General features: G+C 44.1%; 20 protein-coding genes. 5 read left to right on the top strand and 15 right to left on the bottom strand.

What is annotated here, in order from left to right; translation table 11 throughout:
- Positions 1 to 75: 75 nt before the first annotated feature.
- Both KNO95_RS05150 and KNO95_RS05155 read left to right on the top strand, forming a co-directional pair.
- Positions 76 to 1,017: a DUF1385 domain-containing protein gene (locus KNO95_RS05150; protein WP_214701865.1), complete on the top strand. Its 942-nt coding sequence runs from the start codon at positions 76 to 78 to the stop codon at positions 1,015 to 1,017.
- A 14-nt stretch (positions 1,018 to 1,031) separates the two neighbouring features.
- Complete coding sequence (locus KNO95_RS05155; protein ID WP_026825734.1) at positions 1,032 to 1,442, top strand: SA1362 family protein; 411 nt, start codon at positions 1,032 to 1,034, stop codon at positions 1,440 to 1,442.
- A gap of 23 nt (positions 1,443 to 1,465) precedes the next feature.
- Here KNO95_RS05155 and hpt read toward each other — a convergent pair whose 3' ends face one another.
- Positions 1,466 to 1,993 (bottom strand): hypoxanthine phosphoribosyltransferase, encoded by a 528-nt coding sequence (gene hpt / locus KNO95_RS05160; protein ID WP_026825733.1) that lies wholly within the window; start codon positions 1,991 to 1,993, stop codon positions 1,466 to 1,468.
- Between the two features lie 172 nt (positions 1,994 to 2,165).
- Positions 2,166 to 2,594 carry a transcriptional regulator MntR gene (mntR, locus tag KNO95_RS05165; RefSeq protein WP_026825732.1) on the bottom strand — a complete coding sequence of 143 codons (429 nt, stop codon included), beginning with the start codon at positions 2,592 to 2,594 and terminating at the stop codon, positions 2,166 to 2,168.
- A 163-nt stretch (positions 2,595 to 2,757) separates the two neighbouring features.
- Here mntR and KNO95_RS05170 point away from each other — a divergent pair, with 163 nt between their 5' ends.
- On the top strand, positions 2,758 to 3,138 hold the full coding sequence (locus tag KNO95_RS05170) for a rhodanese-like domain-containing protein (protein ID WP_026825731.1): 381 nt from the start codon (positions 2,758 to 2,760) through the stop codon (positions 3,136 to 3,138).
- A gap of 35 nt (positions 3,139 to 3,173) precedes the next feature.
- On the opposite strand, the gene gcvPB is transcribed toward KNO95_RS05170, so the two are convergent.
- From gcvPB to KNO95_RS05230, 12 genes are all read right to left on the bottom strand, one after another.
- Positions 3,174 to 4,649, bottom strand: a complete 1,476-nt coding sequence (gene gcvPB, locus KNO95_RS05175; RefSeq protein WP_483297732.1) for an aminomethyl-transferring glycine dehydrogenase subunit GcvPB — start codon at positions 4,647 to 4,649, stop codon at positions 3,174 to 3,176.
- Entirely contained in the window at positions 4,649 to 5,986 is a 1,338-nt protein-coding gene (gene gcvPA / locus KNO95_RS05180; RefSeq protein ID WP_026825729.1) for an aminomethyl-transferring glycine dehydrogenase subunit GcvPA, read from the bottom strand. The genes gcvPB and gcvPA overlap by 1 nt, the downstream gene beginning before the upstream one ends.
- 25 nt (positions 5,987 to 6,011) lie before the next feature.
- Positions 6,012 to 7,088, bottom strand: a complete 1,077-nt coding sequence (gene gcvT / locus KNO95_RS05185; protein ID WP_214701863.1) for a glycine cleavage system aminomethyltransferase GcvT — start codon at positions 7,086 to 7,088, stop codon at positions 6,012 to 6,014.
- A gap of 147 nt (positions 7,089 to 7,235) precedes the next feature.
- Positions 7,236 to 7,574 carry a hypothetical protein gene (locus KNO95_RS05190; protein ID WP_214698977.1) on the bottom strand — a complete coding sequence of 113 codons (339 nt, stop codon included), beginning with the start codon at positions 7,572 to 7,574 and terminating at the stop codon, positions 7,236 to 7,238.
- The gene (locus tag KNO95_RS05195; RefSeq protein ID WP_214878424.1) at positions 7,571 to 8,059 is read right to left on the bottom strand and encodes a shikimate kinase; all 489 of its coding nucleotides are present in this window, start codon (positions 8,057 to 8,059) and stop codon (positions 7,571 to 7,573) included. The genes KNO95_RS05190 and KNO95_RS05195 overlap by 4 nt, the downstream gene beginning before the upstream one ends.
- On the bottom strand, positions 8,052 to 8,351 hold the full coding sequence (locus KNO95_RS05200; RefSeq protein ID WP_084483586.1) for a hypothetical protein: 300 nt from the start codon (positions 8,349 to 8,351) through the stop codon (positions 8,052 to 8,054). The genes KNO95_RS05195 and KNO95_RS05200 overlap by 8 nt, the downstream gene beginning before the upstream one ends.
- Positions 8,315 to 8,776: a prepilin-type N-terminal cleavage/methylation domain-containing protein gene (locus KNO95_RS05205; protein ID WP_353048129.1), complete on the bottom strand. Its 462-nt coding sequence runs from the start codon at positions 8,774 to 8,776 to the stop codon at positions 8,315 to 8,317. Before KNO95_RS05205 ends, KNO95_RS05200 begins: the two co-directional genes overlap by 37 nt.
- On the bottom strand, positions 8,745 to 8,903 hold the full coding sequence (locus KNO95_RS05210; RefSeq protein ID WP_251125032.1) for a hypothetical protein: 159 nt from the start codon (positions 8,901 to 8,903) through the stop codon (positions 8,745 to 8,747). The genes KNO95_RS05205 and KNO95_RS05210 overlap by 32 nt, the downstream gene beginning before the upstream one ends.
- Before the next feature lie 492 nt (positions 8,904 to 9,395).
- Entirely contained in the window at positions 9,396 to 9,698 is a 303-nt protein-coding gene (locus tag KNO95_RS05215; RefSeq protein WP_034770995.1) for a prepilin-type N-terminal cleavage/methylation domain-containing protein, read from the bottom strand.
- Positions 9,699 to 9,712: 14 nt separating this feature from the next.
- A complete protein-coding gene (locus KNO95_RS05220) occupies positions 9,713 to 10,690 on the bottom strand; it encodes a type II secretion system F family protein (protein WP_026825721.1) in 978 nt (325 codons plus the stop codon).
- Positions 10,672 to 11,484 carry an ATPase, T2SS/T4P/T4SS family gene (locus KNO95_RS05225; protein WP_026825720.1) on the bottom strand — a complete coding sequence of 271 codons (813 nt, stop codon included), beginning with the start codon at positions 11,482 to 11,484 and terminating at the stop codon, positions 10,672 to 10,674. Before KNO95_RS05225 ends, KNO95_RS05220 begins: the two co-directional genes overlap by 19 nt.
- A gap of 58 nt (positions 11,485 to 11,542) precedes the next feature.
- Entirely contained in the window at positions 11,543 to 11,929 is a 387-nt protein-coding gene (locus KNO95_RS05230; RefSeq protein WP_034770992.1) for a Spx/MgsR family RNA polymerase-binding regulatory protein, read from the bottom strand.
- A 248-nt stretch (positions 11,930 to 12,177) separates the two neighbouring features.
- Between KNO95_RS05230 and KNO95_RS05235 the strand changes: the two genes are divergently transcribed.
- Positions 12,178 to 12,441, top strand: coding sequence for a DUF2626 domain-containing protein (locus tag KNO95_RS05235; RefSeq protein ID WP_012726597.1), 264 nt, complete (start codon positions 12,178 to 12,180; stop codon positions 12,439 to 12,441).
- Between the two features lie 32 nt (positions 12,442 to 12,473).
- Here the strand turns inward: KNO95_RS05235 and KNO95_RS05240 are convergent, their stop codons facing one another.
- Complete coding sequence (locus KNO95_RS05240; RefSeq protein ID WP_214701857.1) at positions 12,474 to 13,094, bottom strand: MBL fold metallo-hydrolase; 621 nt, start codon at positions 13,092 to 13,094, stop codon at positions 12,474 to 12,476.
- A 157-nt stretch (positions 13,095 to 13,251) separates the two neighbouring features.
- Here KNO95_RS05240 and KNO95_RS05245 point away from each other — a divergent pair, with 157 nt between their 5' ends.
- Positions 13,252 to 13,431 carry a DUF2759 domain-containing protein gene (locus KNO95_RS05245; RefSeq protein WP_026825717.1) on the top strand — a complete coding sequence of 60 codons (180 nt, stop codon included), beginning with the start codon at positions 13,252 to 13,254 and terminating at the stop codon, positions 13,429 to 13,431.
- Positions 13,432 to 13,609 lie beyond the last annotated feature (178 nt).

Consider the following 13,609-nt stretch of genomic DNA (forward strand, 5'->3'; position numbering starts at 1 on the left):
GCCTTCTACCCTTTCGTTTTTTTGATAAATCACGGTATAATTCAAGTACAACACTGTAAGAATCGAGGAAAGTGAATGAATTCTAAACAAACTATCCCTGTCGGGGGACAGGCACTTGTGGAAGGGGTCATGTTTCAAGGCCGTTCCGAGAGCGCATCTGCCATTCGACGAAAAGATGGGTCCATCGAAACGTTCGAGCAAGCACGCATCCTCGTCCCATGGGTTCAGTCCTTAAAAAAAGTACCGTTTCTAAGAGGAATCGTCGCACTCTATGAGTCGTTAAAGAATGGGTCTGCCCATATGAATTTTGCGAGTGATCGGTATGACGTTGACCCAAGTGAAGACGCGAGCCCGAACGATGAACAAAAGCAGAGCATTTGGATGATTGCCTTCGTCGCCATCATCGGCGTCATTTCATACGTCTTCGGCAAGTTGATTTTTAACGTGACACCAGCACTGCTCGCCGCAATGTTTCAAGACGTACCGATATTTTCTGGACACGTGATTCAAAACCTCCTTGAAGGGGGAATAAAATTAGTATTGTTGCTTAGTTACCTCTACTTGATTTCATTGACGCCACTCATCAAACGTGTCTTTCAATATCATGGGGCTGAGCATAAGGTCATCAACTGTTATGAGTCCGGACGACAGGTCACAGTCGAACATGTTCGTCAAAGCTCACGTCTTCATTATCGCTGTGGATCAAGCTTTATTTTGTTCACTGTCTTCGTGGGGATTGGCGTGTATATGATTGTGCCAATCGATCCGCTTTGGCTGCGACTCGTCAGCCGAATCGCACTCTTGCCAGTCGTCATCGGAATCTCGTTTGAAGTCCTTCAATTCACCAATCGCTTCCGCGATCATCGCTTTTTGTCATTCCTCGGAAAACCAGGTCTTTCGCTTCAGTTATTGACGACCCGGGAACCAAATGATGAACAGATTCAAGTTGCGATTGAAGCATTCGAAACGTGGGAACGAAAAGAGTTAGGAGAATCGGTCGTTCAGAGAGAGGGATAAGAGGAGGAAGCACCATGATCAGACAAAGAATTGGTTCGACCGCAGCAACCATCGTGTTTATCCTTGGCTTCATCGGGGTCGGACATATGCTCGCCACCGATCCAGGTCGCTTGTTTAGACAGTTGTTGTTCATCGGAATATTCGGGTTAGTCTTTTATGTGATCTATCGTTTCTTCATCGGTCGACGTATGTCTCCAGAGGATATGCGTTACCGTAAAACCGCACAAGCCTCTAAGAAACGGATGCAAGGAAACCGCGGCCCTCAAGTCAAACCTTCCGCATCTGCAAAAATCAAAAAAAGCAAAAAACCAGGTTCGAACGTTACAAAGTTGTCGAAACGCCCGAACGTACATCGAAGCAATCCTCCACATTTGACGGTAATCGAAGGGAAGAAAGGCAAGAAGAAAAAGAAAGCGAACATGTAAAAGGAGCGCCGCGGCGCTCCTTTTTAGGTTGTTTCTACATACCCGATATAAGGTAAGTTGCGATACTGCTCCGCATAATCGATGCCATAACCGATGACAAATTCATCCGGAATCTCAAAGCCAACATAGTCTGCGTCTAATTGCACGAGACGGCGAGCCGGTTTATCGAGAAGCGTACAGATTTTCAACTGTTTCGGTTGATGGAGTTCCATATGTTTGCACAGAAATTTCAACGTCTGCCCCGTATCGATGATATCTTCGATGATGACGACATACTTTCCTTCGACATCTAAATCAAGATCTTTCCGAAGTTGTACACTGCCACTCGAAACGGTCTTTTTCCCGTATGAAGATGTTGCGACTGTATCGAGTTGCACACTGCCTTTCATGTAGCGCATCAAATCGGCAGCAAAGACCATCGACCCTTTCAACACGGCAACGATGACAATCGGTGTCCCATTGGCATCTTTCTCAATTTCTTCTGCCAATTCTTTTACCCGGTCTCGAATTTGTTGTTCGTCAAATAACTTCCCTTTAATTTGAATCTCCATAACATCAGCGAATGTTCGCCGCCACCCCCTCAATATTCAATCCACGATTTATCTTAACATATTCCTAACCAAAATATATACATTCATTCGCAACTAACAATAATTCGTTCGTGTTTTGAAGAAACGAAGCGATAAAAAAACGCCAATCGATTAAAATTGGCGTTTTTTTAAATTATTCTTCCGCAGCCCTCTCTTGTTCACGAAACTCTTTAAATTGATTCATGAGCTCCGGTTTATCCTCAAAGAATTCCACAAACTGAGTCATGCAATCGAGTGTATTTGAACTGAGGTGGTGTTCGATTCCTTCAACATCTTCATAGACGTCTGCCTCATCCACTCCGATGAGACGTAAAAAAGACTCGAGCATCGCATGACGCTCGACCAATCGCTTCCCTACTTTTTGACCTTTTTTCGTAAGCATAAGTCCACGATATTTTTCGTATACGAGATACTCTTCACGATCCAACTTTTGAACCATTTTCGTGACAGAGGAGGGATGTACTCCTAAATGTTCGGCAATGTCAGATACTCGCGCATATCCTTTTTCTGACATCAATAAGTAAATACGTTCTAAATAATCTTCCATACTCGGTGTCGGCATGGGCACGACCTCCCCTAATGTTCCGGTTTCCACTTTTTATTTTATCCTAACTAGAATGAAATCGAAAGGGAAAGCATTGATTGATTGAGTCAATCATTGTCTCATGACCTCAAATTCATTATAATGAGAGATGGTAACTTTGAAAGAGAAGGGAAGAACATCTATGGGACTCGAAACAATCCTCGTCATCCTCCTATGGGTTGCCTTGATCGCCTACATCGTATGGCGCTTCATGCCAGCTCGCGGGTTGAAAAAAATGAAACAAGAAGAATTCCGCGCTTCACTCCGTAAAGGACAATTGATCGACGTACGTGAACCGAAAGAATATAAAGCTGGTCATATCGTCGGCGCACGAAACATCCCGGTCGGACAAATGAAAATGCGTATGAAAGAATTGCGTAAAGATCAACCGATCCTTATTTATTGTCAAGGAAGCTCACGGTCTAACCAAGCAGCCAAGCTTCTCATGAAGAACGGATACAACAACATCTACATGCTCGAAGGTGGATTCAAAAACTGGAAAGGCAAAATTAAAAAAGCATAAAAATGAGCGGGACGACTGAGTCGACCCGCTCATTTTTATTTAACTGACGATGCTTCGCGACGTTCGTATTTTAAAATCGGTTTCCGAGCAGCGAGCGTCTCATCCATACGTTTGACGACCGTCGTATGCGGAGCCGTCTGAACGATTTCCGGATTTTCTTCCGCTTCTTTTGCAATTTGAAGCATCGCATCACAGAAAGCATCGAGTGTCTCTTTTGATTCGGTTTCAGTCGGTTCCACCATGATACACTCTTCGACATTCAACGGGAAATAGATGGTTGGTGGGTGATAGCCGAAATCAAGAAGACGTTTTGCGATATCGAGCGTACGAACTCCGAGTGCTTTTTGTCGTTTACCTGACAAAACGAACTCGTGTTTGCAATACGTATCGTACGGTACGTCAAACGCATCTTTTAATCGAGCGAACATATAGTTGGCGTTGAGTACAGCTTCTCGCGAAACACGCGTCAACCCTTCGGCACCCATCGTCTTGATATAGCTGTAAGCCCGAACATTGATTCCAAAGTTCCCATAGAACGGTTTGATTCGACCGATCGATTGTGGACGGTCGTAATCTAGACCATATCCATTTTCCGTCTTAGTTACGATCGGGGTTGGCAAGAATGGAATCAAATCGCGTTTGACACCGACAGGACCTGAACCTGGTCCACCTCCACCGTGTGGACCTGTGAACGTCTTATGCAAGTTTAAGTGGACGACGTCAAAGCCCATGTCTCCCGGACGCGCGATACCTAGGATTGCGTTCGAGTTCGCGCCGTCATAATACAATTTTCCACCAGCTTCATGGACCACTTTTGAAATCTCAAGGATGTCTGCTTCAAATAGTCCAAGTGTGTTCGGATTCGTAAGCATGAGCGCCGCTGTATCCGCTCCGACCTTCGCTTTTAAATCATCCAAATCAACGAGTCCACGATTGTCCGATTTGACCGTCACTGTCTCGAATCCAGCAACTACTGCAGAGGCCGGATTCGTTCCATGGGCAGAATCTGGGACGAGAACTTTCGTACGAGCCGTATCCCCGTTGCGCTCGTGGAATGCTTTAATCAACATGAGACCCGTCCATTCACCATGCGCTCCAGCTGCGGGTTGCAACGTGACCTCGTCCATACCTGTGATTTCAGCGAGTTGCTCCTGTAAGTCCACCATGAGTTCAAGTGCACCTTGAATCGTTTCCGCCGGTTGTAACGGATGAATATGCGCAAATCCAGGAAGACGAGCCATATCTTCGTTCACCTTTGGATTATATTTCATCGTACACGAACCGAGCGGGTAAAACCCTGAATCTACCCCGTGGTTTCGTGTCGAGAGCGCTGTGTAGTGACGGACGACATCAAGCTCAGACACTTCCGGAAGTTCCGCTGCCTCTTTTCGAATCATCGTAGCCGGTAACAGTGTCTCGAGGTCAACCTCAGGGACAGTTGGTGTCGGTAAGTTATATCCTGTCCGTCCTTCACGTGACACTTCAAAAATTAGCGTTTGTTCGTGTTGCATCATTTCATCCCCCTAACCACTTCGACAAACTGATCAATCTCTTCTTTTGTACGTAATTCCGTCGCGCAAACCAACATTTGTGTCTGACGTTCCGCTTCGTACGTACCAAGCGGTAGACCGCCAATCATTCCATGTTCGAGAAGATGACGTGACACTTCCTCCGCGTCATGTCCGAAGTCAACAACAAACTCATTGAACATTGGACCTTCATCAACGATTTTGAATCCAGAAGCTTTTAATGCTTCTTTCATGTAATGGGCTGTTTGGATGTTTCGAACGGCCATGTCACGAATTCCGTATTTTCCTAAAGCCGACATTGTGATCGAAGCAGCTAATGCATTGAGCGCTTGGTTCGAACAGATGTTTGACGTTGCCTTATCTCGCCGAATGTGCTGTTCGCGTGCCTGTAACGTTAAGACAAATCCACGTTTTCCATCCTCGTCCACTGTTTGTCCAACAAGTCGACCAGGTAGTTTACGCATCAACGATTTTTTCACCGCGAAGTAACCACATGACGGACCACCAAAACTTTGCGGAATCCCGAACGGTTGTGCATCTCCGACTGTAATATCCGCACCAAGTGCACCTGGTGACTCTAAAATCCCAAGGGCAAGCGGGTTACTTGATACGACAAAGAGTGCGCCGGCGTCATGCGCTTGTTTCGCCAATTGCTCCAGGTCTTCAATTCGACCGTAGAAGTTTGGGTATTGCACGACGAGACATGACGCATCCGTCAAATCGAAATCAGATAGATCCGTTACACCATTCACTACGTCTGTGTATTCAACTGAAAGACCAGGCCCATCAGCGTACGTGCGAATAACATCTTTGGCTTCAGGATGAACTGCTCCTGAAACGACGACACGTTTTTTCTTCGTTTGAGCACTAGCTAAATACGTAGCCTCGGCAAGCGCAGTGATTCCGTCATACATCGATGAGTTTGCGACATCCATACCTGTCAATTCACAAATCATCGTCTGAAACTCAAACATTGCTTGCAGTTCACCTTGTGAAATCTCAGGTTGGTATGGTGTATATGCCGTATAGAATTCAGAACGCAAAAGCATATGGTTCATTACGGTCGGCGAAAGGTGATCATACATCCCTGCTCCAAGGAAGCTCGGGTATGATTTCGTATGCTTGTTTTTGTCAGCCAATTTCGTCATATGACGTACGAGATCAACCTCGGGAAGTGGTGAGCCGATTGCCGCAAGTGATGCTTTTTCACGAAGCGATTCTGGGATATCTGCGAGTAGCCCCTCAATCGAATCCACTCCGATTGTCTGCAACATGTCTCGCTCGTCTTGTTCAGTCATCGGTAAATAACGAAATTCCATTCTATTCATTCTGAATCCCCCTGTTTCATTTCGTCCGTTTATAGAAAGGTGTCGGTACGCGTTCCGCTTCAATCTTTTTGCCCCGAATGTCGATGACGAATCGTTCTTCATCTTTATAGCGTGCATCGACTCGTGCCCAAGCAATGGATTCATTAACCGTCGGAGGCATCGTACCGGTCGTGACGACACCTACCACATCACCATCGACTTCGACTTGCGCTCCTTGACGAGCGATCCCTCGCCCGAGTAATCTCAAGCCTACTAATCGAGTCGGAATGTTCTCTTTTTGAGAGACAAGCGCATCTTTCCCGATAAAATCCGTGTCTAACTTAACAGCAAAGTTGAGATTCGCCTCAAACGGTGTAACCGACTCATCTAGCTCATGTCCATAGAGCGGTAAGCACGCCTCAAAACGAAGTGTATCTCGTGAACCTAGTCCACAAGGGATAACGCCTTCTGATTCAAGAGCTTCCCAAACGGCAGAGATTCCTTCAGCCCGAGCATAGATTTCGAAACCATCCTCCCCTGTATATCCACTACGTGAGATAACAGACGGGACGCCTGCCACATCACCGTTTATAAACTTGAAGAACCCGATTTCCTTGAGTGTTACATTTGTGATTTTTTGAAGAATTGTTTCTGCGTTCGGTCCTTGGATGGCAATTTGACCGTACTCGTCAGACTCATTTGTCACAGTCACGTCACCATTGACGTACCTGCGAATATGCGCTTCATCTTTTTCGATATTCGAGGCGTTGACGACGAGCCAATAGGCGTCCTCATCTAAGCGATAGACAAGCAAATCATCCACCACTCCACCATCTTCAAGGCACAGAAGGTTGTACTGAGCTTGACCAACTTTAATTTTCGAGACGTCATTCGTCACGAGGTTCTGTACTTGTTCAAGTGCGTCTGGTCCCTCAATCCGAATCTCTCCCATGTGAGATACATCAAACATCCCCACGTTTTGACGCACAGCCAGATGTTCTTCTTTAATCGAAGAGAACAAAATCGGCATTTCGAATCCCGCAAAATCAACCATCTTCGCCTTCGGTTCAATCAATTCAAATAAAGGCGTACGTTTCAAAGTAACCCTTTCCATAATATCCCCCAATCCCGAACATAAATGATATTTTATTTGAAATCTTTCGCTTTCCATTTCACTTTAACAATTTTTAATCTTTCTGCATAGTTAAAAAAGAGAAAAAGAAAAAGGATGAAAAACGAAAACGTTTTCATCCTCATTATTTCATATTTTTGTCTCGGTGGAAACGTCAGAGCGTTCGATTCCCGCCGTTCGTTTGATTTCATGCGTCAGCCCAACCGCCGCCTGCTTCAACTCGATTGATTCGTCTTTTGCCTTAACTCCGAAGTCCTTTATTTGAGTAATAGATCGGTTGACCGCATCCACATGTCCTTTAATCTCATTGACTTGCTGTCCGATCACGTCTGCTCGAATGTTAAACCGTTCCGTCAATCGATTCAACCGACCGATTTCTGACTTCATCTGCTTTTTGAACAAGAGATAACCATAGATGCCAAGACCGATTAATGACAGTACAATAATTGCGAGATTGATCCAAATCATGCCTTTCCCTCCTTCAAACGGATAATGTGTTCAGCGATGTCTTGAGGTGTACGTGACGCATCGACCGACTCGTCCGCTTCCCGATACAACGCGTCACGTCGTTTATATAATGATTGAACTTCTACTTGTCCTTTTTTCACGAGTGGTCGATTAGAATCCTTGATGCGTTCCCAGCAGTCTTCAAACGGCAGATTCAAATGAATAATCGTGCCACGTTCGCGCATCCAACTTATGTTTTCAGGACGTTCAACTACTCCGCCACCTGTCAAAACGTAATCAGCATCAACTCGTTGCAGTGCCTCTGTTTCGACATCACGAAACGCCTTCTCACCATATCGGTCAAAATATGTAGCGATGTCCATCCCAGTCATGGCTTCGATTACCGAATCAAGGTCCGCCACTTCACCAGATTCTTTGAAAAAAGAAAGCAAGGTAGACTTACCTGTACCCATAAACCCTACAATGTAAAACGGTTTGTCATTCATAAGCCATCACCTCTTTATGCCGTTCACCAGATGTCAACACCATCTCCACTTCCGTTCGATTCGGTGCAATCGGACGACATGTCACCGTCCCCGTCGGTTTAGTGAGTGTTACTGGTTGATTGCCACAACGTTCTTTTGCCAACAACAAGTGGGATTCAAAACGTATGGCCAATATCTCATCTGAGATTCGTCTCGTCGTTCGTTCAATATCAGTATACCAAAATAACGCGGCCCCAAGTAGCCATACAACGATTGTCAAGGTGACAATGAGGAAGAATCCCCGTTCATACACATCACGTGCCGCTCTCTTTTGAACGACGAATCGGTCCATGAAATTCGAAATCCTTTTCCAATCGATTCGACATGGTACTGATTGATTCCTCTTAAAAATAGCAAGTTCCCCCCTCCGTCTCCAACCATGACCAAATTCCCATTCAACTGTTTAATCGTCCATGGCCATACCTCATCATCCGACTTAACAAATTCTCCTCGTAAGCGACCGGCGTCTACACGGCAATTTTCACTGTTTATCAAACGTCGTACAATCAGTTGCGGTGTCGTATGATGATTCCATTTAGGCTGTTCGTAGAGCTTTTGACCAAGCAGCATCAATTCCGCTAACAATAAGATAAATATCGGAAGAATCAGCAATACTGCCGTCATCTCAATCATAGTAAACCCTTGTTCACAACGTCGGCAAACAGAATCCTTTTTCACACACTTGCTCGCGACCAGACGGTTCAGCAGCTTCAAGTAGCACCTCTCCTTGTAAACGTTCATAGGTGAACAACGTTTCACTCATTCGGTCGATCCGCTCGTTCCCCTGCACGACAAATGATGTCAAAATGAAGACCCATCCCATTATCACTGCTAGACTTACACTCAATTCCCATAAAGAAAAACCCGCTTCATTCCTCCTCACGAATAATCACCTCCGGCTCATACGTTCCGATTCGAAATTTGAGCGTCACAGACGTCTTTCCACTTACAAACTTCCATTGCCCTGCATAGGAAGCCGTTGCTTGTGAAAATGTCAAAGTATTATACGTCGGGAGATATAGAGTTATTCCCGATGGTACGTCTACCTCTCTAATTAACGTCAGACCACACACGATCAGATAGGTTTGCTGTTGGGATATCCAAATCAACTTCGGAACACAACTCCCATTTTCAGAAATATAGGGGTACTGCCCCGCTTCTTGAATATTGGCAACTAAGGAATCTGTGAAATCATAGAGCTCTAGTCGCTCAAACGGTTTTGCTACCGGGATACTGATTAGTAGGAGAAACGATAATATAACAAGGACCCATGTTATTTCGACGAGTGTATATCCTTTCATCGCTTTATGAGAGAACCATCAAGAGGTGAATATGTATACTCTGACGATTGACAGCTGTATACGAGTGGGTCTGTTGAGGAGTCGCGTTTTATCACTTCTAATGTTGCAGGGTAAGATTTATGCTCGGCATAGTATAAGTTGATTTCTGACTCGACGATACGTACACTGCCTTCACAACTAACTTGGTCTGCCCGCGATTTCCCTTCTGTTAGGGATGGGACGAGTAATAAGAGCAGAACCGATATAATCAAAAGGACAGCCGCCATCTCAACTAGTGTGAATCCATGTTCTTCCTTCATTTCCTTTTCCCCCTTCATAATTGAGCCATGATGAGCTTGACCGGTAAATACAATGTATAAAATAAAACTGCAATCATCATACTAATTACGCCATACAATATCGGCTCCACTTTTTCAATCAAACTACGACTGTACAGTTCCATTTCTTCGAATACAAGTTCTCGGTGAAGCGACATGAGTTCACCAAGTTCACCACTCATCGCTCCTACCCCTAACAGACCGACGACCTCATAATCAATAAACGGCTCACATTTCACGGCGGCTTCAAGACCTTCTCCATCTGACATGCGACAATGGATTCGTTTAGCCATCTTAGCCATCTCCCCATCTTCATCTGCTAGACGACTGATGATCTGCCTGATGTTCGTTTCAGTATTTTGGAGTAGTGATAACTCACTAACAAATACATACGTCAAATACAGCGTCTTTCCATGGTTCCATGTGTAAAAGGGAAGCTCAATCCCTCGTCGATACATTCCGAACATTAGTGCCCCAGACGTTAAAACTACACAAAATAGTGTTGGGAAGAACCACCGTGACAATAGAATCGAAGCTACACCATTTTGCAACGAGACATCGACCATTCCCATCAGTTTCGGAAAAATATATAGCGCGTAAATCATCCCTAGAGAAAGGAGAATAAAAAAAATGATCAATGGATAGCGAATCAATCTTTTTAATTCTTCTTTCAGTCGTTGACGCATCTCCAACACTAAGACGACTTGATGTAACCCATCAATAAACCGACCACTTCGCTCTGCCGTGTTCAAAATCTCTCGCATTTGCGGATTAGTGATGATTACCGAGAACACTTCAGCCAAATTCGTACCTGTTTCAAGTAACGCCCTCATATCCCGAACCTTGTCTTTTTTCGCTCCTTTTTCATGGTATTCGAGTGTTTCCATCGTCACTTTCAGTGACACACCTCGGGATTGCAATCGCAGAAAGCGGTGAATCAATTGAATCGGAGGATTCATTGATGAGTTGCCCATTCACAAGTCACCCCCTGATTCCGGGTCAGCACACACCAATGTCTCTGGATGGAAGTCTTCCCAAGTAATTGTTCAATTCTTCTCTCTCCATCTTGAATGGACGCTGTATGAAAAGTGGTGATTGTCAAATGTCCACTTAGTGCCGCATCGTATGCGACAGTCAACTCTTCAACGGTTCGTACTTCCCCAATCACGATAATGTCCGGATCCGCCCTCAATGTTTCTTTCAATAATTGTCGATGGCTTAGTCCTGCTTTAGTATTCACTTCCAATTGAATCACGCCGTCGACCATTTGTTCAGGAGGGTTTTCAATGGTAACAATCCGTTCTTGTTTTAAATAATTTAACAATGCATACATCACTGTCGTCTTACCCGCTCCTGTAGAGCCACCAATAAATAAAAGTCCGTTTCGTTCTCGTGAAGCAGTCATTTTTTGTAAACGTTCCACATCTTGTGATTGCAATAATTGAGGGAGATTGAACGTCTGATGTGGAATCCTCCATGACATCAACGTTTGCTCAAATGAAGGAAGAAAAGTCACACGAATTACTTCTTGATTTAATTCGTATACGCCTGACTGAGGAAGCCGTTGATTCGTTTCAGGTAATGAACACCAATAGCGCATATGCCACGTGAGTCGATTGTATTGACCTAAGTCCATTGACTGAAATTCGACTAATCTCATGGCCGATCGGACTTGAACCTTCACCCGATGAGCATCCGGTAAAAAATGAAGATCGGTCGCACCGGCTTGCCGGGCTGCGACCATCAGTTCTTCAATGAATTCTTTCATCTCGTTCACCTCGGTTCAAGCATAAAAAAAAACCCACTATGTCGAAAGTGGGCTTGTCTTAAGAAACTTGAACCGAAACCGTATTATGGCGACGCGCATATGTTTCGATTGAAACCTTGTCATATCCGACAATCACTTCTTTTCCATCCGTTAGAATCGGACGTTTCAACAATTTCGGATTTTCGCTCATCAATTTGAGTAGCTCGCTTAACTTCAAATCTTCTACATCAACGTCGAGTTGCTTGAAGGCTTGACTTCTCGTCGCTAAGAGGGAATCAACACCTTCTTCACTAATTGCAAGTAATTGTAACAACTCATCAACAGTCGGTGCATCTCTGAAAATATGACGTTCACTCACTTGAAGCTCTTGATCCTGTAAAAACGCTTTCGTTTTTCTACAAGAAGTACAGCTTGGATACGTATAAAACATTAGTTCTGATGACATTTTTATAATCCTCCCTCATTCAACTTTTTACTTCGTTCAGTTTGTATAAGTTGATTATACACTTATACACCCACTTTGTATATGTTTTGTACAACTTTATTAAAAATTTGTACAACTTTTTTATCAGAATGATTTCACATATTTTTCACGATTATTTTGCGCAATTCTCACGTTTCCATAGCATTTTTTCGAATGTGTTGGTAAAATAGTGAATGAGAATGGAATAATGCACGCATGGGGGGATTAACATGGCAAGAATGTTTCGTGTCCTAGGCTTTTGGACTGGGCTAGTGGCGGCACTTGCTTTCGTAGGCGCACTAGGCGGCGACCAAAGTAGTAGTGAACATACTGGTGACTTTATCGTTATGGGACTTGTCTTCTTAGCACAAACGATTTTCTTTGTCGCTCTAGGTTACTTAAAGTTAACTGAAAAAACGTATGTATATGTCTTTGGGGCGTATTTGACAATTTTCTTCGTTGTCTTTACGTATTGGAGCAACTTCCAAATGTAAAAAAAGATTGTCTCACCGGAGACAATCTTTTTTTACTGTTTGAAGAAAGGGTTTGTCCGCTTCTCATCTTCTAACGTTGTCCGAGGACCATGTCCAGAGTAGAGAACTGTCGAATCAGGAAGCAATTGCTTCATCCGATCGATTGATCCCATTAACGCCTTTTGATCCCCCCCGAACAAGTCGGTTCGTCCAACAGACTGTTTAAATATCAAATCACCACAAAATGCAACTTCTTCATCCTTCATGTACAAGACAACACTTCCCGGGGAGTGACCCGGCGTATGATAGAGCCGGAATGCGATGCTCCCAACGACCAGCATATCGCCTTCGTATGTCTTTTCTGCCGGTTTCATTGCCGGAACTGGTAGATTGAATGCGGCCGCCCCATTCTTTTCTCCATCCGTCAACCAACTTGTTTCAAAACGGTGCACGTATACGGGTATTTGATAGCGCTCACGAAGTGCATCAATTCCACCGATATGATCAAAATGCGCATGAGTTAATAAAATCGCAGAAGGTTTACCGAAATGTTCGATCACTTCAAAATACCTTGGATCATCTGTTCCTGGATCGATTACAACGACAGTTCCGTCTTTTTCAAGAACATATCCATTCTCTTGTGCTAAGCCAGACGTAATCTTCTTAATTTGCATTTGATTCATCCCCTTCTTGTTCAAAACAATATTGTGGCAAAATTGTATCGATGTCAACCTTTGCTCGACAGCGCCCCAATAATCGGATAAAATAATAATGATATTTCAGTGAAATTTTTATGAATTTCATGACGTATAATTAAAGGGGGAACTCGTCATGCATTTGTATGAACCGTTCGGATGGATTTCCGTCATCGTCGCCATTGTGGCTGTATGGGGAATGCTTCGTTCATTCCAAAAACGCCAATTCTTTCCGCTCGTATTTGCAGCTTTAACTGTACTCGTATTCGGATTCTTTGGGATCGCCACATTGATTTACGGCGGAATTCCAGGTTAATGATTTGCAGCAAGAAATCAGCAAGCGACTTCGGTCGCTTTTTTTGTGTCAAAAATCAACCTGATGTACAGTTTTCGATTGACTCACCTGATTCATTTTTAAGAAAAGGATAGAAACACTGTCCTCTACAAAAAAAGAACCAAATCACATAAAGTGATTCGGTTCTTCATCAACTAAT

This window comes from Exiguobacterium sp. ERU653, assembly GCF_018617775.1.
In the GTDB taxonomy this organism is placed as follows: domain Bacteria; phylum Bacillota; class Bacilli; order Exiguobacteriales; family Exiguobacteriaceae; genus Exiguobacterium; species Exiguobacterium marinum.

Excerpts from the sequence above, each read along its gene's own strand:
- KNO95_RS05150 (WP_214701865.1), top strand. The coding sequence starts at position 76 with ATGAATTCTAAACAAACTATCCCTGTCGGGGGACAGGCACTTGTGGAA.
- KNO95_RS05155 (WP_026825734.1), top strand. The coding sequence starts at position 1,032 with ATGATCAGACAAAGAATTGGTTCGACCGCAGCAACCATCGTGTTTATC.
- hpt (WP_026825733.1), bottom strand. The coding sequence starts at position 1,993 with ATGGAGATTCAAATTAAAGGGAAGTTATTTGACGAACAACAAATTCGA.
- mntR (WP_026825732.1), bottom strand. The coding sequence starts at position 2,594 with ATGCCGACACCGAGTATGGAAGATTATTTAGAACGTATTTACTTATTG.
- KNO95_RS05170 (WP_026825731.1), top strand. The coding sequence starts at position 2,758 with ATGGGACTCGAAACAATCCTCGTCATCCTCCTATGGGTTGCCTTGATC.
- gcvPB (WP_483297732.1), bottom strand. The coding sequence starts at position 4,649 with ATGCAACACGAACAAACGCTAATTTTTGAAGTGTCACGTGAAGGACGG.
- gcvPA (WP_026825729.1), bottom strand. The coding sequence starts at position 5,986 with ATGGAATTTCGTTATTTACCGATGACTGAACAAGACGAGCGAGACATG.
- gcvT (WP_214701863.1), bottom strand. The coding sequence starts at position 7,088 with ATGGAAAGGGTTACTTTGAAACGTACGCCTTTATTTGAATTGATTGAA.
- KNO95_RS05190 (WP_214698977.1), bottom strand. The coding sequence starts at position 7,574 with ATGATTTGGATCAATCTCGCAATTATTGTACTGTCATTAATCGGTCTT.
- KNO95_RS05195 (WP_214878424.1), bottom strand. The coding sequence starts at position 8,059 with ATGAATGACAAACCGTTTTACATTGTAGGGTTTATGGGTACAGGTAAG.
- KNO95_RS05215 (WP_034770995.1), bottom strand. The coding sequence starts at position 9,698 with ATGAAGGAAGAACATGGATTCACACTAGTTGAGATGGCGGCTGTCCTT.
- KNO95_RS05220 (WP_026825721.1), bottom strand. The coding sequence starts at position 10,690 with ATGGGCAACTCATCAATGAATCCTCCGATTCAATTGATTCACCGCTTT.
- KNO95_RS05225 (WP_026825720.1), bottom strand. The coding sequence starts at position 11,484 with ATGAAAGAATTCATTGAAGAACTGATGGTCGCAGCCCGGCAAGCCGGT.
- KNO95_RS05230 (WP_034770992.1), bottom strand. The coding sequence starts at position 11,929 with ATGTCATCAGAACTAATGTTTTATACGTATCCAAGCTGTACTTCTTGT.
- KNO95_RS05235 (WP_012726597.1), top strand. The coding sequence starts at position 12,178 with ATGGCAAGAATGTTTCGTGTCCTAGGCTTTTGGACTGGGCTAGTGGCG.
- KNO95_RS05240 (WP_214701857.1), bottom strand. The coding sequence starts at position 13,094 with ATGCAAATTAAGAAGATTACGTCTGGCTTAGCACAAGAGAATGGATAT.
- KNO95_RS05245 (WP_026825717.1), top strand. The coding sequence starts at position 13,252 with ATGCATTTGTATGAACCGTTCGGATGGATTTCCGTCATCGTCGCCATT.